Origin of the sequence: Rahnella sp. RFA10(1/100), from assembly GCF_004195115.1 — a bacterium.
GTDB classification, from domain to species: Bacteria; Pseudomonadota; Gammaproteobacteria; order Enterobacterales; family Enterobacteriaceae; genus Rahnella; species Rahnella perminowiae.
This window is the reverse complement of record NZ_SEWR01000004.1, coordinates 273,965-297,913: the sequence shown is the minus strand read 5'-3', so window position 1 is coordinate 297,913 and position 23,949 is coordinate 273,965. Positions and strand designations below refer to the sequence as shown.

The 23,949-nt window shown below is 53.9% G+C and carries 18 protein-coding genes and 1 pseudogene; 16 read left to right on the top strand and 3 right to left on the bottom strand.

Going from position 1 to position 23,949, the window contains the following annotated elements; all coding sequences use genetic code 11:
- Positions 1-119: 119 nt before the first annotated feature.
- The 4 genes and pseudogenes from phoC (at position 120) to ETV65_RS14735 (ending at position 2,344) form a co-directional block, all read left to right on the top strand.
- A complete protein-coding gene (gene phoC / locus ETV65_RS14750; RefSeq protein WP_129953568.1) occupies positions 120-857 on the top strand; it encodes an acid phosphatase PhoC in 738 nt (245 codons plus the stop codon).
- A 168-nt stretch (positions 858-1,025) separates the two neighbouring features.
- Positions 1,026-1,518, top strand: a pseudogene (gene tssD, locus ETV65_RS14745) (type VI secretion system tube protein TssD).
- Between the two features lie 12 nt (positions 1,519-1,530).
- Complete coding sequence (locus ETV65_RS14740; protein ID WP_129953567.1) at positions 1,531-2,055, top strand: DUF2778 domain-containing protein; 525 nt, start codon at positions 1,531-1,533, stop codon at positions 2,053-2,055.
- The gene (locus ETV65_RS14735) at positions 2,033-2,344 is read left to right on the top strand and encodes a hypothetical protein (RefSeq protein ID WP_129953566.1); all 312 of its coding nucleotides are present in this window, start codon (positions 2,033-2,035) and stop codon (positions 2,342-2,344) included. Before ETV65_RS14740 ends, ETV65_RS14735 begins: the two co-directional genes overlap by 23 nt.
- Positions 2,345-2,395: 51 nt before the next feature.
- Here ETV65_RS14735 and ETV65_RS14730 read toward each other — a convergent pair whose 3' ends face one another.
- Positions 2,396-3,478, bottom strand: coding sequence for an oxidoreductase (locus ETV65_RS14730; protein WP_129953565.1), 1,083 nt, complete (start codon positions 3,476-3,478; stop codon positions 2,396-2,398).
- Positions 3,479-3,698: 220 nt separating this feature from the next.
- Between ETV65_RS14730 and ETV65_RS14725 the strand changes: the two genes are divergently transcribed.
- Positions 3,699-4,766: a sugar ABC transporter substrate-binding protein gene (locus tag ETV65_RS14725; RefSeq protein WP_129953564.1), complete on the top strand. Its 1,068-nt coding sequence runs from the start codon at positions 3,699-3,701 to the stop codon at positions 4,764-4,766.
- A gap of 9 nt (positions 4,767-4,775) precedes the next feature.
- Positions 4,776-6,023, top strand: coding sequence for an LVIVD repeat-containing protein (locus tag ETV65_RS14720; protein WP_129953743.1), 1,248 nt, complete (start codon positions 4,776-4,778; stop codon positions 6,021-6,023).
- 20 nt (positions 6,024-6,043) lie between these two features.
- Here ETV65_RS14720 and ETV65_RS14715 read toward each other — a convergent pair whose 3' ends face one another.
- Entirely contained in the window at positions 6,044-6,967 is a 924-nt protein-coding gene (locus ETV65_RS14715; RefSeq protein WP_129953563.1) for a DMT family transporter, read from the bottom strand.
- 227 nt (positions 6,968-7,194) lie between these two features.
- On the opposite strand from ETV65_RS14715, the gene ETV65_RS14710 reads away from it, so the two are divergent.
- The 7 genes from ETV65_RS14710 to fbaB all read left to right on the top strand — a co-directional run bounded on the left by ETV65_RS14710 (position 7,195) and on the right by fbaB (position 18,554).
- Entirely contained in the window at positions 7,195-7,917 is a 723-nt protein-coding gene (locus ETV65_RS14710) for a 2-phosphosulfolactate phosphatase (RefSeq protein WP_129953562.1), read from the top strand.
- Positions 7,918-8,047: 130 nt separating this feature from the next.
- Positions 8,048-9,493: an MFS transporter gene (locus ETV65_RS14705; protein WP_205951591.1), complete on the top strand. Its 1,446-nt coding sequence runs from the start codon at positions 8,048-8,050 to the stop codon at positions 9,491-9,493.
- 50 nt (positions 9,494-9,543) lie between these two features.
- The gene (locus tag ETV65_RS14700; RefSeq protein ID WP_129953561.1) at positions 9,544-10,437 is read left to right on the top strand and encodes a dihydrodipicolinate synthase family protein; all 894 of its coding nucleotides are present in this window, start codon (positions 9,544-9,546) and stop codon (positions 10,435-10,437) included.
- A gap of 182 nt (positions 10,438-10,619) precedes the next feature.
- The gene (locus ETV65_RS14695) at positions 10,620-11,972 is read left to right on the top strand and encodes an SrfA family protein (protein ID WP_129953560.1); all 1,353 of its coding nucleotides are present in this window, start codon (positions 10,620-10,622) and stop codon (positions 11,970-11,972) included.
- Between the two features lie 4 nt (positions 11,973-11,976).
- Positions 11,977-14,949, top strand: a complete 2,973-nt coding sequence (locus ETV65_RS14690; protein WP_129953559.1) for a virulence factor SrfB — start codon at positions 11,977-11,979, stop codon at positions 14,947-14,949.
- Entirely contained in the window at positions 14,946-17,321 is a 2,376-nt protein-coding gene (locus tag ETV65_RS14685; protein ID WP_129953558.1) for a virulence factor SrfC family protein, read from the top strand. Before ETV65_RS14690 ends, ETV65_RS14685 begins: the two co-directional genes overlap by 4 nt.
- Before the next feature lie 183 nt (positions 17,322-17,504).
- Positions 17,505-18,554 carry a class I fructose-bisphosphate aldolase gene (gene fbaB / locus ETV65_RS14680; protein ID WP_129953557.1) on the top strand — a complete coding sequence of 350 codons (1,050 nt, stop codon included), beginning with the start codon at positions 17,505-17,507 and terminating at the stop codon, positions 18,552-18,554.
- Positions 18,555-18,612: 58 nt separating this feature from the next.
- On the opposite strand, the gene ETV65_RS14675 is transcribed toward fbaB, so the two are convergent.
- Entirely contained in the window at positions 18,613-19,293 is a 681-nt protein-coding gene (locus ETV65_RS14675; protein WP_129953556.1) for a type 1 glutamine amidotransferase domain-containing protein, read from the bottom strand.
- A 371-nt stretch (positions 19,294-19,664) separates the two neighbouring features.
- On the opposite strand from ETV65_RS14675, the gene ETV65_RS14670 reads away from it, so the two are divergent.
- Genes ETV65_RS14670 through ETV65_RS14660 form a run of 3 tightly spaced genes read left to right on the top strand, consistent with a single transcriptional unit; the run spans position 19,665 to position 23,942 of the window.
- A complete protein-coding gene (locus ETV65_RS14670) occupies positions 19,665-21,350 on the top strand; it encodes a molecular chaperone HscC (protein ID WP_129953555.1) in 1,686 nt (561 codons plus the stop codon).
- A gap of 4 nt (positions 21,351-21,354) precedes the next feature.
- On the top strand, positions 21,355-22,614 hold the full coding sequence (locus ETV65_RS25205) for a hypothetical protein (RefSeq protein ID WP_240782850.1): 1,260 nt from the start codon (positions 21,355-21,357) through the stop codon (positions 22,612-22,614).
- Positions 22,611-23,942 carry a J domain-containing protein gene (locus tag ETV65_RS14660; RefSeq protein WP_235174565.1) on the top strand — a complete coding sequence of 444 codons (1,332 nt, stop codon included), beginning with the start codon at positions 22,611-22,613 and terminating at the stop codon, positions 23,940-23,942. The genes ETV65_RS25205 and ETV65_RS14660 overlap by 4 nt, the downstream gene beginning before the upstream one ends.
- Positions 23,943-23,949: the final 7 nt, after the last annotated feature.

Sequence of the window (23,949 nt, the reverse complement as noted above, 5' to 3'; positions counted from 1 at the left end):
CGGTTTTGAGACCTCGCGCAGGCATTGTGAACCCGTTTTTGTTTTACTCAGAGATGTGGGTAAATGTTACGAAAATGAATTCGTAATAAACATTCAGCGGTTCGTGTAAGGAAACTTTGATGAAAATTATTACTACTTTTTGCCTCGCCAGCTTTTTTTCTGTCAGCTCGTTTGCCCTGACCGGCAATGATGCAACCACCAAACCAGACCTTTACTACTTAAAAAATGATCAGGCGATTAACAGCCTGGCGCTGCTGCCGCCACCACCTGCGGTGGGCAGTATCGCTTTCCTAAACGATCAGGCCATGTATGAACAGGGACGTCTGCTGCGCTCAACTGAACGTGGCAAACTGGCTGCCGAAGATGCCAACCTGAGTGCCGGTGGCGTCGCGAACGCTTTCTCGGGCGCATTCGGTTCGCCGATCACCGCTAAAGACACACCGGAATTGCACAAACTGCTGACCAATATGATTGAAGATGCAGGTGACCTTGCGACACGTTCTGCTAAAGAAAAGTACATGCGCATCCGCCCGTTTGCCTTCTATGGTGTGCCGACCTGTAATACCACTGAGCAGGATAAGCTGTCTAAAAACGGTTCGTATCCTTCCGGGCACACTTCTATTGGCTGGGCTACGGCGCTGGTACTCACAGAAATTAACCCGCAGCGCCAGGATCAAATCCTGCAACGTGGTTTCGATTTAGGACAAAGCCGTGTGATTTGTGGCTACCACTGGCAAAGTGATGTCGATGCGGCCCGTATCGTGGGCTCCGCTGTGGTCGCTACCTTGCATACGAATTCGGCTTTCCAGCAACAGTTGCAAAAAGCCAAAGAAGAGTTTGCGAAACAGCATCCGTAAATATTGCTGGCCTCCCCGGCCTGGTCTTCGTAAAAGTCGGGGAGTCTGTAATGCCACATTTCTCATTGATACTAAATTTCTGAAAATTGCTTTTTTGCAACGGTCACTAATTGTTAACTCCCCTTCGCAGGCATAACGTCACTCCTCATTTTAAAAAGGAGTTTCATTATGGCTAACCCCGCATATCTCTGGCTATACGATGCAAATGGCGCACTACTTTTATGGCGGTTCTGAGGTTTTAAGCCGTGAAGGCGCGATCGAGATCCAAAGCTTCACGCATGGTCTTTCCGTACCCTTCGATGGCAATACCGGTCGGCTGACATCTACCCGTATTCATCAAACCATGGGACTTGTAAAAGAGTTCGATAAATCTACTCCCTACCTATACCGTGCCGTCGCCACCAGCGAAAAGCTGCAAAAGGCGGTGATTAAATGGTATCGCATTAATGCGGCTGGTATGGAGGAAGAGTTTTTGAATATGACAATGGAAGGCGTGCGTATACTTAACATCAATCCTCATATGCACAATTTCAAACACGCTGACGGACAGGCCAGTATGCCCACGGAGTCCATTGGCCTTGGGTATCAGAAAATTACATGGTTGTACCTAGACGGACATATCAGTTTTACCGATCAGTGGAACTCCAGCATTTACGCATAAACGGGGACAGGGATGATTTCATGCAAAGTGGATTTTAATCGTCTTTATGAGGGCGGAAAAATTGCAAAACTTTATTGTGCTGGTGTGGGGATCTTCCCTGTATTTTCAGGCTTATTCCCGCATACAAACAGAATAGGTTGTGGAGGTAATGAAAATGGGCCAATTCCGACGGGTAAATACTGGATTGTTGACCGCCCCAGAGGGGGAGTGAGGTCGAGATTAAAGGAGTACGAAAAGCATATTCGCACAGGTAATGATTACTCATCTTGGTTTGCTCTGTATCGCCAAGATGGTTTGATTGATGATTCAACTTATATCGGCGAGACCTTGCGCAAAAGTTTCCGTTTGCATCCATTGCGTCCGGATGGTACCGGCGTATCAGATGGGTGTTTAACATTCATGTATCATGCGGATTTTGACACGCTCAGAAGCGCGTTGTTGAATTCGCACACTAGAGACATCCCAATCATACATCTTAAGGCATATGGAGAAATCGAAGTTACGGGGGATATGAATGCGCCATGCCTTATTCTGTAAGATAGCGGTGCGGCTGGCGCTTTTTATTTTTATAGATTACTACCTGCTGTCGCCCTTCCCCGGCTGGCTGATTGATTATGAATACATCAAATCGATAGCCATCGCGGATTATTTTGATCAACTGATGAAACCAGATTACGGAGCCCCCCCATGGCCTGGACTGCAGGATGATATTTTTGTCGTGTTGCTCTCCGTCACAGGATTAATCCCAACCTTGTTGATAATGGTTATGATTGAGACAATTGTGAAGGCAGGCATTAAGGTCGTTAAACGTAAAAATATAAAGTAAACCCGGCTGATGCCGGGTTTTTCTGTTCAGGGAATTAAAGACCCCGATGCCTTATTTATTCTCAACAAACTCAAACGCCAGACGCAGTTGTTCGGCGTTGGGGTTTCCCGGCAGCAGATGAATGGATTCTCCGGGCTGGAGGGTGCGTTCAATCAGACGGGAAAGCTGTTTCTCATCATGAATATCCACCTGCAATTGCGCCAGACTGACCGGCAGATCTAATATCTTGTACAGCGCGGTTAACTGCTGCACCACTTCCGGTTGGTTGAGTAGCGCGCTTTGTACCAGGATGCCGTAAGCGACTTTAGTGCCGTGCAGAAACGCGTCAGTTTGTGGCAACGCAGTCAGGCCGTTATGTACCGAATGCGCTGCTGCGATGCGCGTATAGCGGTCGCCCAGTCCGCCCACCAATCCGCCACCCGCAATGATGGCATCGAGCACATTGAGGAACGGTGGCGTCAGTTGGCTATCGTCTTGTGCCTGTAAAGCCGCTTCGCTTTCATTAAGCAACACGTCGCGGATAGTCAGCGCGGTATTCAGACCAAGCTGTACGGTTAACGGCAGTTTTTCCGGCTGCGGACTGAGCACCACCGCTTCATACCATTTCGCCAGCGTATCGCCTATCCCAGCCAGCAGATATTCTTTCGGCGCCCGCAAAATGATACGCGGCTCGACCAGCACCAGATGGTTGGCATCATTGAAAATTTCGTAACGCAGCGCCTGACCTTCATCGTTATACCACACTGACAACGGCGTCCATGCCGCACAGGTCGCTGCAATCGTCGGGATCGCCACCACCGGCAAGCCGAGCCGGCGCGCCACAACTTTGGCGGTATCCAGTACTGCGCCGCCGCCGATGCCGATCACCACCTGACGGTCATTGCCGCCGGTATCCGCAATACGCTGTACTTCGGTTTCGCTGCAATGCGCCTTGAACAACACGTGTTTCGCCTGTGAGGCGGTAAAGGCTTCCGGCAGGAAATCCTGAGCGGCGGTTAAGGCGCGCTCACCGTAAATCCACAGTGCCTTGTCCAGTTGTTCCGGCGAATAAAACTGCGCCAGTCGGTCTATGGCTCCGGGGAAAGAAAAGTAGTTGGCGGGGCCGGGCACCACGCGAATATCAGTATCACTCATGGGAAATCCTTAATTTAGAGGCTGTTAACATCCTACGCCCGGCCATCCGGATGGCTAATACTCTTTGGCATTAACTTATGCCTTTTCGTTCGTTGCCATTCATTCCCGGGTCATTAAAACTCGGGCAATCAATTCATTAACTCACTATAAAAGCCTGAATAAGGGCTGTCATGAATTGTCCTCCCGTTTAAATGATGATTAACCACACAGGGTAATAACCATGAAACTGTTCTCCGCGTCGTTACTGGCGTTAAGTCTGTTCTCCGTTTTTCCTTCTTTTGCGGCAGAAACCGCGCCGGTACCGAAAGCTATCGCCGATCACCAGGGGCCGGTGCGCATTGCCGTGATCCGCAATTTAGGGTCTGACGATAACACTACGCAGTTTTTGTCCGGTGTTATTCAGGAAGGCCGCAAGCTGGGCTTCCAGGTCAGTACTTTCCTCAGTAATGGTGACGATGCGAAATTTCAGGACTTCGTGAATCAGGCCATCAGTCAGAAATACGACGGCATTATTTTGTCACAGGGGCGCGACCCGTATTCCACCGATTTGCTGAAACGCATTACGGCCAGCGGCATCGCGGTATCCGTGTTTGATACCGCCGTGAACGGTAATATTCCCGGTGTGACCGTGACCCAACAGGATGACGCCTCGCTCACCGATCTTTCTGTCGGGCAACTGGTGAAAGATTCCAACGGCAAAGCCAATATCGTCAAACTGTGGGTGGCCGGTTTCCCGCCGATGGAACGTCGTCAGGATGCCTATAAAAAAGTATTAGCCGCCCATCCTGGCATTCATGAGCTGGAATCTGTCGGTGCTGTGTCGTCGGATGTTCAGGGCGATACCGCCAATAAAATCGGCGCGCTGCTGGCGAAATACCCGAAAGGGAAAATCGACGCGATCTGGGGAACCTGGGATGCCTTTAGTCAGGGCGCATATAAAGCCTTACAGGAGAATGGCCGCACTGAAATCAAACTCTACAGTATCGATATTTCCAATCAGGATATCGGCCTGATGCGCGCGGCCAACAGCCCGTGGAAACTGAGCGTGGCGGTGGATCCGAAACTGATCGGCGCGATAAACCTGCGTCTGGTTGCCAACAAGATTGCCGGTGAGAAAACCCCTGAGACGTATGAATTCAAAGCGGCGGCTATCCCGCAGGCATTGCTGACAAGCAACCCTGATGCCGTGAACGTGGCATCGCTGGCGAAAGTGATCCCGGGATGGGGCAAATCTGATGATTTCATCGCACCGTGGTTCGCCACTCTTGAAGCGCAGCACAAAAAATAAGGCCGGATGATGACAATGCAATCTCTCCCGACGCCGGAATACAGTCGTAATATGCGGCTGATCGGCCACAGCGATCAGGGTGGAAAACCCGATGGCGTCCAGGTAATGGTTCATCGCGGTTACGCCTATATCGGCCACATGGTCTCGCAGGGTTTCTCCATTGTGGATGTGCGGGACCCGAAAAAACCGCGCTCCGCCGGTTTTGTCCCTGCGCCGCCGGGCACCTGGAATGTGCATTTACAGGCACATGACGATTTGCTGCTGGTGATCAATGCCCGCGATTTGTTCGCGGATGTCCGCTTTGCCGATGAAAAGGTTTATTACACACGTTCCGTCAGCGAAACGGTTCAGGGTACGCAACAGCGTGGCTGGAGTGCCGGTGTGCGTATCTTTGATATTTCGGTGCCCGATCAGCCAAAAGAAATCAGCTTTCTCGGTCTGGATGGCATCGGTGTACACCGCATCTGGTATGTCGGCGGGCGCTGGGCGTACGTTTCAGCCCTGATTGATGGCTACAGTGATTACATCTTCCTGACTATCGATCTGGCTGACCCGCGTAATCCGCAGGTCGCCGGACGCTGGTGGTTGCCGGGCATGCATACCGCAGGCGGTGAAACGCCTGACTGGCCGGAAGGTAAACGTTATGCGCTGCACCATGCCATTATCAGCGGAGATACAGCCTACGCCAGCTGGCGTGACGGTGGTCTGACGTTGCTGGATATCAAAGACCGCAGCGCGCCGCAGCTGATTTCGCATCGCAACTGGAGCCCGCCCTTTGGCGGCGGCACGCATACCGCGCTGCCGTTGCCGGACCGGGATTTGCTGGTCGTACTCGACGAAGCGGTGCTGGATAATCAGGAAGATGGCGAAAAGCTGATCTGGCTGTTTGACGTGCGCGAGCCGTCGAATCCGGTGAGTATTTCGACCTTCCCGCAGCCCGGGGAACGGGATTATGTCAGCAAAGGCGCGCATTTCGGACCGCATAATCTGCATGAAAACCGGCCGGGCAGCTTTATCAGTTCAACGCTGATTTTCGCGACCTACCAGAATGCGGGTGTACGTGCGTACGACATCAGCAATCCGTACCAGCCGAAAGAAACCGGTGCGCTGGTGCCTGCTGCGCCCGCCACCATGATGGATAAACGGCCTGGCAGGCCGCAGGTGATTCAGTCCTGCGACGTGTTTGTCGATGCGCAGGGGATTATCTACAGCACCGACTATAACGGCGGATTATCCATTATCGAATACCTCGGTTGATCCCCTGCCCGCGCCGGAACTTATCGGGTTTCAGGCGCGGGCGTTTTTGTTTTTCCCGTCACTGACTTTCCGGGGCTGAGGACCAGCCACACCGCCACGCAAATCAGAATGCCGCCCGCGAAAAAACCTTCCGATAGCTTTTCATTAAGCAGCAGATAACCCCACAGAATACCGAACGGTGGGATCAGAAAAGTCACCGTCATGCTGCGCAGCGGGCCGATATCGGCTATCAGACGGAAATACAAGATGTACGCCCATGCCGTGCAGATAAAACCGACCGCCAGCACACAGAGCCAGACCAGTGGCTGCGCCCAGCTGACCGGCGCTTCGGTTGCTGAGGTATAGAGGAAAAAAGGTAACAGGAACAGCGTCGCGCCGAGCTGACTACCGGTCGCCACCAGTTTGGGATCCAGCCCGCCACGTTCGGTGATCCAGCGGCGTGTCAGGAAACCAGCCACCGCATAACAGCCGGTCGCCACCAGGCAGGCGATGACGCCCGCCAGTAATTGCGGCACCGATTCCGCGCTGCCGGTGGTGGTCAGCAAGGTAATGCCGAACAGGCCAGTCAGCACGCCGAACGCTTTTTTGAGCGTCACGGTTTCATGAAAGAATAAACCGCCAAGCACGACACCCATCAGCGGCGTGGTGGCGTTGAGAATGGCGGAATACCCTGCGGGTAACCAACGTGCTGCCAGACAATACATCAGAAAAGGCAGACCGGAGTTGATCACTCCGAGCAGCAGCGAGCGGCCAAATTTATGCTGATAATTACGCGGCGTTCTCATGACCGCCAGGATCACTACCAGCCCGACAAACCCGAACAGTACCCGCAGAAACGCCGTATTGATGGCGCCGAACGCCGGGGCCGCCACCCGCATAAACAGAAAACTGCCACCCCAGATCGCCGCCAGCAGTAGCAGTCGGCAATAATCCCCACTTTTCATTCACATCCCCTATTGAATATTGTCTGATGTCTTGTTTTATTGATGCAGGCGAACAACTAAAACGTGTTAATCAGTGTAGTGAATGTTCAGCCCGAAAAACCCTCTTTTTCTTGCTTTGTTATTCAGGAAACTTGCCAGTGAATGCCGTTAAAAAACTAACGTCACCACAGGGAATGAAATGATAGTGATATCTGGAGGGGAAAAAGCACACCTGAGGATAATTCCTGATGACGGATTTCTTACAAGCTGATTTTGACGTGCGTCTGGAATGGGGGGCGCAGGCGGTGGAGCATCTGGCGGCTAAGGCCGATTGTATTGTGATTATTGATGTGATGTCGTTTTCTACTTGCGTGAGTGTAGCGAATGAACGCGGTGGTGTGATATTCCCCTATCCATGGAAGGACGCCAGCGCGCAGCAATATGCTGCTGAGCGAAATGCACAGTGTGCGCAGTTTGACCGGCGTTTTCAGGGGCCGGGTTTTACCCTTTCGCCCTGCTCCCTTCAGGAGATGGCTACCGGAACGCGGCTGGTATTACCCTCGCCGAACGGATCGGCGCTGACGTTTAAAGCCAAAATACACAATGCGGCGATTTTCACCGCCTGCCTGCGCAATCTCAACGCGACTGCGCGTGCCTGCGAAAAATATCAGCGCATTCTGGTGATCCCCGCCGGTGAAAAATGGCCGGACAACAGTCTTCGTCCGGCGCTTGAAGATCTGGTCGCTGCAGGGGGATTGATTTCACGTTTACAAAATCGCCGGTGGTCAGCAGAAGCCCGCGCGGCAAAGGCGGTTTATCAAAACCTCACGCTGGAAGAACTTGCTAATTGCGGCTCCGCACGTGAACTCATACGACGAGGTTTTTCTGCCGATGTCACGCTGTGTCTGCAGGAAGATGTCAGTGATTTCGCCTGTCAGTTACAGGGGGAGTTTTTTACTGCGGTCAGCTAAGCGTAAAAATCGCTCTTTTTGATCCTCCGTTGATCTATAACCCAGCTAAAGGTGTGTGATAGGTTTAATACTTATCATCTATCTTTTGCTGTGCCTTGCAGCGAGTGGTTTTTTTCCGGGACAGAACATAATGAGCCACAGTAAACCGGATGTGTCAGAGCATCCGCAGGAAGCGTCCGGCGTTAATTCCGGGATCTCCGTTATTGCTTTATTGGTTGCCGCCGCCTTTTTCATGGAGTTTATCGACGGTACGGTGATTGCCACGGCACTGCCGCAAATGGCGATTTCCTTCGGGGTGTCTGCTGTTGATCTCAACGCCGGGATGAGTGCCTATATGCTCACGCTGGCAGTGCTGATCCCCGCCAGCGGCTGGGCGGCGGAACGTTTTGGCGCCCGCAATGTTTTCACGTTTGCCCTCGCCGTCTTTACGCTGGCCTCGCTGTTTTGTGCCATGGCAAGCAGCGTCAGTGAATTCATCATTCTGCGTATTATTCAGGGGATCGGCGGTGCGCTGATGGTGCCTGTCGGGCGTCTTACGGTGCTGAAAACGACGCCGAAACCGCAGCTTATTAAAGCTATCGCTACCCTGACCTGGCCTGCGCTGGTGGCACCGATCCTCGGGCCGCCGCTTGGCGGATTTATCACTCATTACGCCTCATGGCACTGGATTTTCTATATCAATGTGCCGCTTGGGATTATCGCGATGATGCTGGCGTGGCGTCTGTTCCCGCAGGCGCCTTCCGCTGAGCCGAAGCATTTCGACAAGTCGGGGTTTGTGCTGACCGGGCTGGCGATGCTTTCGCTGGTGACTGGTCTGGAGCTGATCAGTCAGGACCACATTTTATGGACTGTTGCCATACTGTTGCTGGCGGCGGGTGTGGTGCTTTCGGTGCTGGCTATCCGGCATCTTTACCGCGCCCCCGCGCCGATGGTTCACCTCGGGGCGATAGTCATTCCGACGTTTCGTATCTGTATGGGGGGCGGTTCGCTGTTTCGTGTGACCATCAGCGCCGTGCCTTTCCTGCTGCCGCTGATGTTGCAGGTCGGGTTTGGCATGGACCCCTTCCATGCTGGTTTGCTGGTGCTGGCGGTATTTGCCGGTAATCTGGCGATGAAACCGGCCACTACGCCGCTGATCCGTCGTTTTGGCTTCCGGCCGGTGCTGGTGATTAATGGCCTGCTGAGCGTTTTCTCCCTGTTGTTCTGTGCGTTCCTGACGCCGGGTACACCGGACTGGCTGGTGATGTTATTGTTATTTCTCGGCGGCCTGAGCCGTTCGATGCAGTTTACCGGCATCAGCACGCTGGCGTTTTCCGATGTGCCAGCGAAACAAATGGCTGATGCCAACACCCTGTTCAGCACGGTGCTGCAACTGTCTGTCGGGCTTGGGATCACCGCCGGGGCGCTGGGCACACGTCTGGGTGAGCAACTGACCGGTCTGATGCACTGGGACGATATTCCGGGCATGAGTTTTAAAATTTCCTTTGTGGTTATTGCCGTGCTGACGCTGATTGGCTGGCTGGATATGCTGCGGCTTAAACCTGACGCGGGTTCATCCGTTTCAGGCAAAAAATGAACCGTTGCTCTATGATAACGTGTGTTAATTACCCCCTTTGGGAGAAACCGATGTTCACAGGATTAAGTGCTTTTCCTCTTACACCGCTGACTGAAAAAGGTATTGATGAGAAATCCTTTGTCAGGCTGATGGAGCGCCTGGTTGCCGCCGGTGTGGATTCGATCGGTGCGCTCGGCTCGACGGGCAGTTATGCCTATCTGAAGCACAGTGAGCGCGACCGTGTTGCGCGGCTGGCGGTGGAACACGCCGGGGGTATTCCTGTGATGGTCAGTATCGGTTCAGTGCGCACTTCTGATGTGCTGCATCTGGCAGAAGATGCCCAGCGGGCCGGCGTCAGCGCGGTGCTACTGGCGCCGGTGTCGTATCAGAAACTCACCAGCGACGAAGTATTTACCTTGTATGAGACTGTCACCCGCCATCTTTCGGTGCCATTGTGTGTTTATGATAATCCGGGAACGACGAATTTCGATTTCACCGACGAGCTGTATGCGCGCATCGCGCAATTACCGCATGTTGCCAGCATCAAGATTCCCGGACTTTCAGCCGATCCGCTCACCACGCGCCAACGCCTCGAACAACTGCGTCCGCTTGTTCCTTCTCATGTGACGCTTGGTGCCGCAGGCGATCTGGCGGCAGCTACTGTACTGACGCAAGGCGGTGATGTCTGGTATTCCGTGATTGCCGGATTGTTCCCGGAAATTCCGCTGGCGATCACCCGTGCGGCGCAAAAAGGCGATGCCCGGACGGCACAGGCATTGTCGGCACAGCTGGAACCACTCTGGGCATTATTCCGCCAGCACGGCAGCCTGCGCGTTGTCGCTGCCGCAGCGGAAATTCTGGGTATTGTTGCCGCACCCTGCCTGCCGTTACCGCTGCAGTCTCTGGCCGGTGATGACCGGCAACATCTGGCCACTGTTCTTGAACAGCTGGATTTGCGCGCCTGATCCGGATGGCGGGGGCCCCTCCCGCCGTCATTTCCTTTTCCCGTCCCCACGCCATAAACAGCCACGCTTTTTGTCGCTTATTCCCCCGTTTGATTTCGCTTAAATCGCTTATGGTGTCAGCATCATGAACCTTTTCTGCCCGTGCGCTGATGCAGGGCAAAACCCATAAAGGCTATTCAGGCGTGGCAAAATCATTTTTACGCAGTGGCAGTCTCAATGACATCCTTGCGCTGGGCGAAAACGGACAACCGGTTTACGCATCAGCTCTGCAATTACGCGAAACCTTACGTCTGCGTAAACAACCTGTCATTGCTGACTGTCTGGCGATCCCGCAGCTTAACGAGGCCGGTGACCGCCTCGACTGGTACTCCCCCCGTGAAGGCAAAGTTGTTTCCTGGGCCGCAGCCACCGATGCCGCGCGTGCGTCGGCGTTGCGCCAGCTGGAAAACTGTCTCGACAGCGTGTCACAAATCAGCAAAGCAGCAAAATCTTCCGAAAAATCAGCCACACAGTTTTTTGGCGCGTTACTGGAAAAAGCCTTTCGTTTTCCGGATCAAAACCATGTGTACCTGGTCGGCGGCCAGCCGGTGCTGACATTCTGGGGCTTCGTTAGCCTCGAGAGCACCAGTAACCCTGATGCTTTCGCCGCATTGCGTAATACGCTGAAAGCTGATGAACCTCTGCCGACGCTGTCGCTGGCAGCAGAAAAAATCAAAGCGCCGGAACCGGTGGTTGAAAAGCCTGAACCCGTTCGGGTGATCAAAACTATTGAAGCCCGTGCGGCTGAGCAGGAAAGTACGACGCCGGAGCCGGTCGCCGCGCCGCGCCGTAAAAAATCGCCACTTATCTGGGCACTGCCGGTCGCTGCGCTGGTTGTTGCCGCTTCTGCCGCAGGCTGGGTATATTCCCGCGCGCCTGCACCAAAAGTTGAAACCGTGAAGAACGAAGTGCCGGAACCGGCGGCTGCGGAACCTGCGGTGATCGCCCCGCCGCCGGTGACTGAGTCAGTGAAAGCGCCTGAAGTGAAAGCGCCGGCACCGTCGTCGCTTCCGGTTGCTCCGGCTGCGGTGGTGGTGCCTTCCCCTGCGCCGGTTGCGGAAGTGGAAAAAACGCCGGTTGCCGCTGAACCCGCAGCGCCTGTGCCGGTCAGCAAAAATGCTCTGGTGATGCCGCCCGACGCGGTAAAAATCGGCTCGACCAAATTCCTCAACGGTAACTGGAATGTGGTGGTCGATATCAAAGATCCGGTTACCGGTAAGCCGCCGGTGCTGCGTTATCAGTTCAAACAGGGTCAGGGTACAGTGAAAATTACTTACGGTGCAGGCGTGACCTGCCGCGCGGCGGTGAATGCCGGGCTGATGCAATCAGGGAATCTGGTGATTAACAGCCGCTACAGAGCGAAATGCAGCGACGGCTCCCGTTATCAGATGCCGGAAATCAGTTGTACTCAGGGCGCGACTGGCGCTGCCGTGTGTCAGGGCCGTTATACCGGCGACACGGTTTACCCAATGACCATCAAGCGCGAAGGTAAATAACAGCATGCTGGCAACCATTACAGATTTTAAGCAAAAGATTACCCTGATCCGGGACAGCGGCATTCAGTTTCTCGACTTCGCGCTGAAGCCGGTATGGGATGACGGCCTGCCTGCTAAATTTGTGCGCAAGAGCGCCAACGGCCCGTTATTGCGCCTGGATTATAATCCGCAAAACGGTCGTCACTTTTTACCGGGGCTGGAGGGCGGCGCGCCGGAAGTGGTGCGTCCTGAGTTCAGTTTTCCACTGGAACAGTCGCTCAAATTGCTCGACCAGATCTGGCTGCCATTGCCGTTTCTGCGCTTCAATCCGCCGCGCACTTTTATGGCTGGCCCGGATAACTGGGCGCGGGTGCAAATCCGTGAGCTTGATACACCGGAAGCCGATGGCAGCACACACCGCGTGGTGATTGCCTTTGATACCCGCGTGGCGGAAGGCGATAGCGAACAAACTCAGCTGGCACCGACGCCGGATGATGTGAAAAACGGCATCAGTTTTGCGCTGGCGTGGCATAACGAAGAACTGCCTGATTTCCTCGATCAGACCTGGGTGGACGGCTGGTTACGGGAAGTATTCACCGAGCAGTCGGCTGTGCGTGAAGAGCGGGAAGCGCGCAATATTAAAGTCGCCCTGCGTGAATTCGAATATCAGGCGCATTACCTGAATCTGCTGGAAATGCTCGGCACTCAGCTCAGCATTCCTGAGCTCAAGATCAACGGCGCGACCTTGCAGGAACCGGCGATCAACGTCGATCTGATTCTGGATGTCGGTAATTCGCATACCTGCGGCATTCTGGTGGAAGACCATGTGGGTGAAACCGATGGCCTGAAGCAGACCAGCGAACTGCAACTGCGCGACCTCTCAGAACCGCATTTTCTCTATAACGAGCTGTTCGAAAGCCGGGTCGAATTTGCCCATGCGCGCTTTGGTAAACCGAACTTCTCCGTCGAAAGCGGCCGCGATGATGCTTTTATCTGGCCGTCAATTTTACGCGCCGGACGGGAAGCCAGTCGTCTGGCACTGCTGCGCGAAGGCACGGAAGGATCGACCGGGATTTCCAGTCCGCGCCGCTATTTATGGGATGAAGACAGCTATACGCCGGGCTGGCGTTTCAGTCAGGGTGGCCACGGTGCGGTGACCGAGCCGGTCGCGGCGGCCATGCCACTGACATTCCTGATCAATGACGACGGTCAGCCGCTGTCTGATTTGCCAGCAGAAGATCGCCTGCCGGTATTTTCCGCGCATTACAGCCGAAGCTCGGTGATGACGCTGATGTTGTCTGAACTGCTGGCGCAGGCGCTGATGCAAATCAATAGCCCGGCTCAGCGCACCCGTATGTTGCGTTCTTCCGCGCCGCGTCAGTTGCGCAATATTATTCTGACATTGCCCTCGGCGATGCCGAAACCGGAGCGTGAAATTTTCCGCCGCCGTATGCAGGAAGCCATCGGGTTGGTGTGGAAATCTATGGGCTGGCACCCGTCTGACGACGCGTTTAAAAGCCAGACTGACAAAGCCAAAAGCAGCATGCCGGTGCCGGACGTCCAGATGGAATGGGACGAAGCGACCTGCGGGCAAATGGTGTATCTCTACAACGAAACACAGGTGAATTTCGGTGGTCATACCGGCGAGTTTTTTGCCAGCATGGCGCGCCCTGACCGCGAACTGGCCGACGATGAGCCCGAGGGCAAAACGCTGCGTATTGCTTCGATTGATATCGGCGGCGGGACGACCGATCTGGCCATCACGCAATACTGGCTCGACGACGGGATGGGCAATAACGTCAAAATTACCCCGCGTCTGCTGTTTCGCGAAGGTTTTAAAGTGGCAGGTGACGATATTCTGCTGGATATCATTCAGCTCTATATATTACCTGCCTTACATGCGGCGCTGAAAAAAGCCGGTCTGGCCAATCCTGATGGTCTGATGACGCGCCTGTTTGGCAGCGAGGGTCGCATGGATGGCCATGCCACCTTGCGTCAGCAAAGTACGCTGCAAATCTTTATTCCGCTGGCGCGGTCAGTGCTGGAATTTTATGAACGCTTTGATCCGCTGGATACACATGCAGAAATTGATGCGCCCTTCGGTGAACTGCTGGAGCAGGCACCGACGCTGAAAATGCTGGATTATCTGCATACCGAAATCCAGCGTGTTCTGCCTGCCGGTTCGGCGGTGTTCGACATTTTACAGGTGCCGCTGGTACTGAAACTGAGCAGACTGCACAGCGAGTTTTTATCCAACCGCATGAGCATTACGCAGAATCTGCGGTCGCTGTGCGAAGTGGTGTCGTTGCATGATTGCGACGTGTTGTTGCTGACCGGCCGCCCTTCACGCTTCCCTGGCATTCAGGCGCTGTTCCGCCATCTGCAACCGTTGCCGATCAACCGCATGCTGTCGCTTGATGGTTATCACACCAGTGGCTGGTATCCGTTTAACAAGCTCGGGCGTATCGACAACCCGAAATCCACCGCAGCCGTTGGCGCCATGCTGTGCCTGCTGGCGCTGGATTTGCGTCTGCCTGGCTTCTATTTCAAAGCCGGTGATTTCCAGCCGTATTCGACTGTACGCTATCTCGGTATGCTCGACGGCAACCAGGTGCTGTCCGAAGATAACGTTTGTTACAGCGATATTGATCTGGATGCCCACGATTACAAGCTCGACAGCGCGGCCAGTTTCCGTATTCGCGGTGCCATTTGTCTGGGGTTCCGTCAGTTGGAAAATGACCGCTGGCCCGCCTCGCCGCTGTATACCCTGTCAGTCGCCGAGCCTGAACTGGCGCGGAAAGTAGCCGGAGACAGTGTGCTGCGGGTAAAACTGGCGGTAAAAAAAGGGGAAGACCACCCGACGCCGGAATTTTTTGATATTGCCAGCGCGGTGCTGGATAACGGCACCAAAGTGCCTGCCCATCACCTGCGCCTGCGGCTAAATACACTGGGCGAGAGCCATTATTGGATCGACAGTGGGAGCGTATTCGTCTCATGACAACAAGCACGACAGAAACATATGCCGGTCTGACCACCAACGTGTTGCAACGTCAGTTTGCGGCGGTCTCTGACACCATCGGCGAGGCACTGGATTGGGTCGATGCCACCCGCGCCCAGGCCCCGCGTCTGGATCTGGAAGCCGACCGGCTGAATTTGCAGCTGATACGCTGCCGCGAGAAAGCCCAACGTCTGGCGCTGGCCTGTGAGTTACCGCCGGCGCTGGGTTTTTACGGGCACTCTCAGGCCGGGAAATCGTATCTGATTTGTTCGCTGGCCGCCGGTAACTACGGGCGGCTGGAAACCCGTCTCGGAGGCGTCACGCTCGATTATCTGACGCAGATTAATCCCGGGAACCGCGTGGCACGTTTCGCCACCCGGTTTACCCGCCAGGCCGACGTCCGGGATCGCGCATTTCCGGTACGTGTGCTGCTGATTAATGAAGCCGATCTTGCCCGCATCGTGATCCGTGCTTTCCGCCCTGACAGCCATTATCACGTGGCGGACACGCAACAAATCACTGAACATCTCAGTAAACTGATGATGCATCGCCAGCCGGAGCCGGTAGACGGTTTTACCTGCGAACAGATGATGGGATTATGGGATTCTATGATTCGCCTTGATCCGCGCCGCTTCCGCCATCTGAATGCGCATTACTGGCCGGTGGCAGTCAAGCTCGCGCCTTATCTGAACATCGATGATCGTGCCCGTCTGTTCTCCCTGTTGTGGGGTAATCAACCGGCGCTGACGGCGGCCTACCGCCATTACGCCCACACGCTGCAACATCTGAGCGGTGCGGAAAGCTTGCTGGCGCCGCTGAGTATTCTGGTTGATGAGGCCATGCAACCGGCGGAAGGCATATTCAGCCAGTCGCCGGGTTGGGATATTCAGATCCCGGTTTGCCCGCAGTTCGGTGATGACAGCGCTCCTTCTGTGACGTTGTCACTGGGTGAACTGACCATGCTCGCCTCTGAAGTGCAAATTCCCCTGCTTTCACCTCCGCGCGAAGTGCTGTTCGAACAGATCGATTTACTGGATCTGCCCGGTCATGGCGCTCTGACGGATGAAAGCGGTGATGATGAAAATTCCGCCCTGTTCCGCGCAAAAATTTCTTACCTGCCGGAGCGCTATACCGATCGTCACGAAATGAACATGCTGATGGTCTGCACGGCTGCTGACGTACGTGATGATGTGGCAGCCGTGGGCCGCACACTGGAACATTGGGTTAAGGAAATGCACGGTGAAAACACGCAGGTGCGTGGCCGACGTAAACCGGGGCTGGTGTGGGTATTAACCCCCTTCGATCGCCGCGTGAGCGGATCAGCGCATTTCGACGAGGCCGTTCAGCGCCATGTGGGCAATCCGGGTGATGCCTGGGGCGCACTGCTGGCCATGGATGATCGTGGTCTGCAACGTATGGCCGACTATCTTGTGGCAGAAATTCGCCCGGAAATCCGGCTGAACCGCCTGAACGAAATGCGTGATGAGCTGCGCCGTGAACTGGCGGATAATCTGCTTGGACGCTGGTATCAGGCGGGTGATGCGGCTGATCCGGCGCAAAAACAACGTACAGTTCAGACCGTCATTAAGGCGCTGCAAACCCGCACGGGCGTTCACGGTGAGTTGCTGGAAAAACTGCTGCCCGGCCGCGATGAACTGCACCGTATTTATCATGAGCATGCCGGTCTGCCAACTGAAACGGGTGAGCAGGATGAGTCTGGCGCGGAAAGTTTTGGTATCGGTATTGATATCGATTTATTTGCCGAGCCGCAGGATGTGCAGATCTGGCAGGAAAAACCGGACGACGGCACGGCGTTTGCGCGCCTTGTACAGCGTTACTGGATTAACCATCTGCGTAGCTTGCCGGAAAACGAACCGCTGATCGCCCTGCTTGGCGTGGCTAAACCGACCGTCGAGTTGCTGATGGAGGAGCTGATTACCGCCAGTTTCCGTCTGAACATGGGCGAGGCGCTGGTGCGTTCACTCGGCGGTGCGTTATCAGCGGGGGCACGGGAACATGAACATCATGCAGATCGTCAGGTTTCACGTGCCCTGACGGTATTGGGTGATTTTGTGGCCTGGCTGGGCTTTGAGAAACAAGCGGAAGCCGAACGCCCGGAAAGCCGTATCAATAAAGGCAATAAGATTTTTGCCAAGCCAAAGAAAAGTGTTGCCAGCTGGAAGTCATCCCGGCGTCTGACAAAACTTTCGGCCACGCCGACCAATACCACAGCATTTTACATCTACGACTGGCTGGTGGGCCTGCAGGAAAGCATCATGCGAAACGCCGGTTATGCCGCAGGCGGGGAGATCCCGGCGCAGCAGCGTAAAGGTCTGGAGCGATTGCTCAGAACCCTGGCAGCCAACTGCTGAGAGAAATAACCGGAACGGCAAAAATGCTGTTCCGGTTTTTTTTACGGGTATCGCATGGACTAAAACAGAGGCATAACCGCAGCGTGAGTCACACAAATTGGTCATAATCCGTCTATACATAGTGGGGTAAAGAAATATCATTCACCGCTTTGTGTCCCGCACAGAGCAGAAACGGAGTCCATTATGACTGATATCACTGCGTTGTTAGGCAAAGAAGCCGATTCACTTCTTCAGCATCAATGTTCCACCATCACTTCAGACCAGCTGTGCCTGCCGGGTGCCGATTTTGTTGACCGTGTGATGATCGACAATAACCGTTCTCCGCGCGTACTGGCTGCGATGCAAAATTTGTATAACACCGGGCGGTTAGCCGGTACCGGTTATCTGTCGATTCTCCCGGTTGATCAGGGTGTAGAACACTCCGCCGGTGCCTCGTTTGCTGCGAATCCGCTGTATTTCGATCCTAAAAATATTGTTGAGTTGGCGATCGAAGCAGGATGTAACTGTGTGGCGTCGACTTACGGTGTACTGGCCTCCGTTTCGCGCCGCTACGCGCATAAAATCCCGTTCCTGGTCAAACTCAATCACAATGAAACCCTGAGTTATCCAACGCAATATGACCAGACGCTGTATGCCAGTGTGGAACAGGCGTTTAATCTTGGTGCGCAGGCTGTGGGGGCGACCATTTATTTTGGCTCAGAAGCATCTCGTCGCCAGATAGAAGAAATTTCAGCAGCCTTTGAGCGCGCGCATGAACTGGGTATGGTGACAGTTTTATGGGCGTATCTGCGCAATCCCGCATTTGTGAAGGACGGCATGGATTATCACTCCAGCGCCGACTTAACCGGCCAGGCGAACCATCTCGCTGCGACCATTGGCGCAGATATCGTGAAACAGAAAATGGCGGAAAATAACGGCGGTTACAAAGCGGTTAAATTCGGCTATACCGATGAACGGGTTTACTCCAAACTGACGACGGCTCACCCGATTGATCTGGTGCGTTATCAACTGGCGAACTGCTATATGGGACGCGCCGGATTGATTAACTCCGGTGGTGCGGCAGGCGAAAATGATATTCAGGAATCTGTGCGCACGGCGGTTATCAATAAACGTGCTGGCGGGATGGGATTGATTCTGGGACGAAAAGCCTTTAAGAAATCGATGAAAGACGGTGTGAGTTTGATTAACGCCGTTCAGGATGTGTACTTAGACAAGAAAGTCACTATCGCCTGAGGCTTACAATAAAAAATGGCCGGAAGATTGGGCTTCCGGTCATTTTTATGGCATCTGTTTATTTGCTCAGTTGCTCAACCAGCAGTACTGCAGCTTCTTCGGAAGAACCCGGATTCTGGCCGGTGATCAGCAGACCGTCCTGCACCACATAAGATCCCCAGTCAGCACCTTTCGAATACACACCTCCCAGAGATTTCAGCTCATCTTCCACCAGGAATGGCACCACGTCGGTCAGGCCAACCGCCGCTTCTTCGCTATTGGTGAAACCGGTGACTTTTTTGCCCTGTACCAGCGGATTACCCTGCGCATCTTTCACATGACGTAAGACACCCGGCGCATGACACACCAGCGCGACGTGTTTACCAGCGGCCTGGAATGACTGGATCAGCTCAATGGAGGTGGTATCTTCGGCCAGATCCCACAACGGGCCATGGCCGCCCGGATAAAAGACAGCGTCGAAATCAGCCTGAGAAATACTGTCCAGACGAACGGTAGAGGCCAGTTGAGCAGTCGCCTGCTCATCAGCTTCGAAGCGGCGGGTTTGCTCCGTGCGGAAATCCGGCTCGTTACTTTTTGGATCCAGCGGTGGCTGCCCCCCGGCCGGCGAAGCCAGCACGATTTCTGCGCCTGCATCTTGAAACGCATAATAAGGTGCCGCCAGCTCTTCCAGCCAGAAACCTGTTTTACGGCCGGTGTTGCCCAGTGTGTCGTGCGAAGTCAGAACCATCAGAATTTTCATGTTGTTTATCCCGGTTGTTAACGTTGTTTAACTGTCTTTATAGTAGACCAGTCGTCTTGTGATAACTTTCAAAAAAACACCTCAGCGCGGGGTGTCATTTGTTACGTATCAGATTAATCCGTCTGACGGATAATCTGTTTTGCCTGCGTCAGGTGCTTTTGTCGTGTTCATGAGTTAACAATACATTGAATTAGACCAGTCGTCTAGTGGTTATGGAATAAATTATCTCCTCCGACCTTCATCCGCGATAAATGTAAGTTTTCTGACAAGATTTATATCGCGCAACCTACAAAATCTCCTCAACTTTCTGTAAATTCGGCCGATATAAATTCTTTCGGTTGTTTTCGGTTTATGCTTCTGGAGTGATACGGATGTTGATAGGAATAGATTTAGGCACGTCAAACTGCGCTGTTGCCATCTGGCAAGACGGACATTCCGTTCTGGTTCCTAATGTCTATGGAAAAAATCTGACGCCCTCGGTGATCGGCCTCGATGATAACGGTCACGTTCTGGTCGGTGCGCCTGCTCAGGCGCGTTTATTTACCCACCCTGACCTCACCCTTTCCAGTTTTAAACGCTTCATGGGGACCGATCATCAGTTCCGGCTCGGTCACCAGCACTTTCGCGCGGAGGAACTCTCCGCTCTTTTATTGCGCAGCCTGAAAGCCGATGCTGAACAATATTGTGGCTGTGAGGTGAAGCGCGCCATTATTACCGTCCCTGCTTATTTTAATGATATTCAGCGCAAGGCGGTGAAAGCCGCCGGTGAAATGGCCGGCCTGCAGGTAGAACGTCTGCTCAATGAACCGACGGCAGCGTCGCTGGCCTACGGGCTGGTGAATCAGCAGGAACAGAAATTCCTGGTGTTCGATCTGGGGGGCGGCACGTTTGACGTTTCAATCATCGATATGTTTGAAGGCGTAATTGAAGTCCGCGCCAGCAGCGGCGATGTGTTCCTCGGCGGTGATGACTTCACCCGCAGCCTTACCAGCTGGATGCTGGCGCAGTATCCGCAACTGGACAAAGAGGATAATGCCCTTTTTGGTCAGCTGATTACGCTGGCGGAAAAAGCTAAGTGCCAGCTGACCACACAAGACAGTACGACGCTCCGGTACCAGTGGAAAGAAAGTTCACTGAGCTGGACGCTGACCAGTGAGACTCTGGCGCAATGCTGTGAGAGTACGCTGGAGCGGATGAAAAAACCGGTGATACAGGCACTGCGCGATGCCAAATTCTCCGCCGATGAAGTGGATCATGTGGTGCTGGTAGGCGGCGCAACGCGAATGCCATTGGTACGTCAGGCGGTGGCTCGTCTGTTCGGCCGCTTTCCGCGCAGTGATTTGCAACCGGACGAAGCCGTGGCGCTGGGTGCCGGTATTCAGGCCGGACTGGCCTTGCAGGATCAGGCGCTCGATGACATCGTGCTGACCGATGTCATGCCGTTTACGCTGGGTATCGGGATCTCCCGCCCTAAAGGCGACGGCTATGAAGACGGTCATTTTCTGCCTCTGATCGAGCGCAACAGCTTTGTGCCGGTGAGTCGCGTGGAAACGATTGTCACCATTTCAGATCAGCAAAAGTACCTGAATCTGTCCATTTATCAGGGGGAAGCGCGGCGGGTAGCCGATAATATTCTGCTCGGTTCGCTGAACGTTGACGTGCCTCCGCGCCCGGCAGGTGAAATGACCGCCGATGTGCGTTTTACTTACACACTCGACGGTATTCTGGAAGTGGAATGTAAAATCACCAGCACCGGACAGGTGGAAAAACTGGTGATCGAGAAAGCGCCAGGCAGCCTGACGCCGGCACAAATTACCGAAAGCTTGCTCAAACTTGAAAACATTAAGCAGCATCCGCGCGAACAATTGGTAAACCGCCAACTGGTAGCAGAAGCCAACGCTTATTATGAACAAAGCCTTGGCGACCAGCGGCAGTTCATTGCCGACCAGTTGTATCGCTTTGAACATGTGCTCGACACGCAAGATGCGCGTCAGATTGCGGCAGCACGCAAGGAATTTGAGGCACTGCTGGTGCATCTGCGCAGCGGGTGGGAATAGTCCGATGGGGATCTGGTCAGTTCTCGGGATAGAACCTACGCAGGACATCGCTGCCATCAAACGGGCCTATGCGCATCAGCTAAAAAGCACGCGGCCTGATCAGGATCCGCAAGCGTATCAGCGCCTGCGGGAGGCGTTTGAATCAGCCAGGCGCGGCGAATATTTTTGGACTACAGGTGACAACGTCACTTACCCTTCTCATCCTGCGTCGCTTACTGACGATTCGTTAATCAATCAGACGCAGGTTCACCATCGGGTATCAGAAATCGTCAGCCTGCTGCTGGAAAATGAGCAGGCAGGCCTGGAAAAGCTGCAGGTCTGTCTGTCAGAAACTTTACTGCAAAACCTTCAGTTGCGTGAAATGTTCAGTCAGCAGCTGGCGTGGGATCTGGCGGAGCATGAAGGGCTGACCTTCTCATTGCTGGCGAACGTTGCCGCGCTGATGGAATGGGAAATTGACCATTATCAGCCCGTCGGTATTTCAGTTTATCAGCTGGATGCGCTGCATCAGCAAATTGAGAGTACCGCCGGGCGTCACTACTGGGATGCCTTGCGGACGCAACTTCAGGCTTCGGGTTTTGGCCGTAAGGTATTTGATTATCTCAGTGTCGAAGGCAAAAACCTGACATTCGGTATGAAATGCGTTCCCGGCTTTGTGGGCCGTCTCAGGGCACATTTGCACGAGATAGCCATGTATCATCCGGTGCTGCTGCCGCGGGTCAATTCCCGGCTGAGGAATGACCTTAAGCGTTGCCGTTTTGCTCTCAGCGGTGAAGCCACTTTTCTGACCGTCTTTTGGTGTGTGCTGGCGATTTACGGAGCCCGCCATTCTCCGCACTGGCTGCGCGATACACTGCTGAGCGCGATTACCGTGCTGGGATGCATCTTCGGTTATAAAGGCATGGGGATATTATTACATCCGTATCCCCGCCTGCATGCCGTAGCGGAAACCCTGATGTCGGTGTTGGTCATTGCACTGTCGGGGCTGGTTTTCAGTGGATTTTATGCGACCTTCCTTTATCTTCAGGATGACCCCGGACGCGGGCCGGCGTTGTTCTTTATGTTGCTGATAACTGTGCTGTTCTGCACCTGGGCCATCTGCCCGAAATCCTGGCGCTGGTATAATCTGGTCTGTAACAGTGTAGTTTCTTTACTCACGTTGCCGTGGGAACAAGCCAGAAAGCCCGGCCGGGTCAGACGGGTTGTGGCGTGCGCACTGATGTTATTTGTATATTCATGGTTAATTACGTGGGCGGTGGAATGAGCGGACAGGGAATTTGGTCAGTTTTAGGCATTGAGCCGACTCAGGATCTGGGCGTGATTAAACGGGCTTATGCCCGAAAGCTGAAAAACACCCGTCCTGACAGTGATCCGCAAGGGTATCAGCGACTGCGCGAAGCCTTTGAAGCGGCAAAGCGTCAGGGTTATGATGACATTTTAAGTGACGTTGTCACTACTGCTAAGCCCCCTGTGAACCTTTCTGCCGCGCCCGTCTCGCCTTTGTCTGTCCGGTATGAGACGGTGAAAGCTCCCGTACAGGAATCTGACGACGTCTCTCTGTTACGCGGTCAGATTTTTGCAGAAATCCCCTCTGTTATTGACGCTATGATGGATGACGAAACGGTGGGGATAAAACGGCTGGCAGATTATTTGCAGAGTGATTCTCTGCAAAATCTCGAATTGCGGGAGATGTTTAGCCAGGAAATGGCCGCACAATTGAGTGAACGCGAAGGATTATATTCGGCATTACTGCTCAAAGTCTCTGCCATTATGGGGTGGGAAATAGACCATTACCAACCGGTGGGGATTTCCCCGCAACGGCTGCAGGCGCTTCAGGCACAGATAGAACATACCGGCGCGAACTACTACGCGTCTGTTATGGCGCGCGAATATCAGGGGTCCATGCTGAATCGACTGCGTTTGCGTTTGCTGACGGAGGAAGGTGCGGTTGTGCCCTGGTGGGCGAAACTGGTACCCGACTTTATGCTATCCCTGCACGATAAACTCAGGGAAATCAGGGCGTATTATCCTGCTTTGTTGCCGCGTATTAATTCAGTACTGCTGAAAACCCTGGCTGAGAACCGGCTGGCACTGCGTTGGGGAACGGTGTTCCTGACCGGTTTCTGGCTTTTGCTGATCATGCTGGCGACGCGTGAACATCCTGAACCGTGGCGCTCACGCATTTTACTCATAGCATTCATTGCATTATATATGCATGGTTACAGTTATCTGGAGCGGAAATTACGTTACCGCCCGCGCATGTTGTGCGCAACAGAATGCGTGTTGTCGATACTGGCAACCGGCATTATGGTAAAAATAATGCTGGGTTTCTTCACCATGTTTAAGCCTGAAACCGGAAATATGGTGATGGCTTTCACCAATTACGGGGTACTGAGCGCCAGTAGTTTTTGCGTCCTCTGGATGATGGCGCCAAAACAATGGAAATGGTACAGCGTGCCATTGAACGCGATGATTATTATGGTGATTTTCCCGTGGGAGTTGATGAAAAAAGCTTCGGGTGTGGCCGGCATCGTGGCCTTTGTGGTATTACTGGTGATGTATTCATTGTTGATTGCTTTCGGATTCCGTTGACGTTGCG

Excerpts from the sequence above, each read along its gene's own strand:
- ETV65_RS14720 (WP_129953743.1), top strand. The coding sequence starts at position 4,776 with ATGACAATGCAATCTCTCCCGACGCCGGAATACAGTCGTAATATGCGG.
- ETV65_RS14705 (WP_205951591.1), top strand. The coding sequence starts at position 8,048 with ATGAGCCACAGTAAACCGGATGTGTCAGAGCATCCGCAGGAAGCGTCC.
- ETV65_RS14660 (WP_235174565.1), top strand. The coding sequence starts at position 22,611 with ATGAGCGGACAGGGAATTTGGTCAGTTTTAGGCATTGAGCCGACTCAG.
- ETV65_RS25205 (WP_240782850.1), top strand. The coding sequence starts at position 21,355 with ATGGGGATCTGGTCAGTTCTCGGGATAGAACCTACGCAGGACATCGCT.
- ETV65_RS14735 (WP_129953566.1), top strand. The coding sequence starts at position 2,033 with ATGCGCCATGCCTTATTCTGTAAGATAGCGGTGCGGCTGGCGCTTTTT.
- ETV65_RS14715 (WP_129953563.1), bottom strand. The coding sequence starts at position 6,967 with ATGAAAAGTGGGGATTATTGCCGACTGCTACTGCTGGCGGCGATCTGG.
- ETV65_RS14710 (WP_129953562.1), top strand. The coding sequence starts at position 7,195 with ATGACGGATTTCTTACAAGCTGATTTTGACGTGCGTCTGGAATGGGGG.
- ETV65_RS14675 (WP_129953556.1), bottom strand. The coding sequence starts at position 19,293 with ATGAAAATTCTGATGGTTCTGACTTCGCACGACACACTGGGCAACACC.
- ETV65_RS14670 (WP_129953555.1), top strand. The coding sequence starts at position 19,665 with ATGTTGATAGGAATAGATTTAGGCACGTCAAACTGCGCTGTTGCCATC.
- ETV65_RS14690 (WP_129953559.1), top strand. The coding sequence starts at position 11,977 with ATGCTGGCAACCATTACAGATTTTAAGCAAAAGATTACCCTGATCCGG.
- phoC (WP_129953568.1), top strand. The coding sequence starts at position 120 with ATGAAAATTATTACTACTTTTTGCCTCGCCAGCTTTTTTTCTGTCAGC.
- ETV65_RS14700 (WP_129953561.1), top strand. The coding sequence starts at position 9,544 with ATGTTCACAGGATTAAGTGCTTTTCCTCTTACACCGCTGACTGAAAAA.
- ETV65_RS14740 (WP_129953567.1), top strand. The coding sequence starts at position 1,531 with ATGATTTCATGCAAAGTGGATTTTAATCGTCTTTATGAGGGCGGAAAA.
- ETV65_RS14730 (WP_129953565.1), bottom strand. The coding sequence starts at position 3,478 with ATGAGTGATACTGATATTCGCGTGGTGCCCGGCCCCGCCAACTACTTT.
- ETV65_RS14725 (WP_129953564.1), top strand. The coding sequence starts at position 3,699 with ATGAAACTGTTCTCCGCGTCGTTACTGGCGTTAAGTCTGTTCTCCGTT.
- ETV65_RS14685 (WP_129953558.1), top strand. The coding sequence starts at position 14,946 with ATGACAACAAGCACGACAGAAACATATGCCGGTCTGACCACCAACGTG.
- fbaB (WP_129953557.1), top strand. The coding sequence starts at position 17,505 with ATGACTGATATCACTGCGTTGTTAGGCAAAGAAGCCGATTCACTTCTT.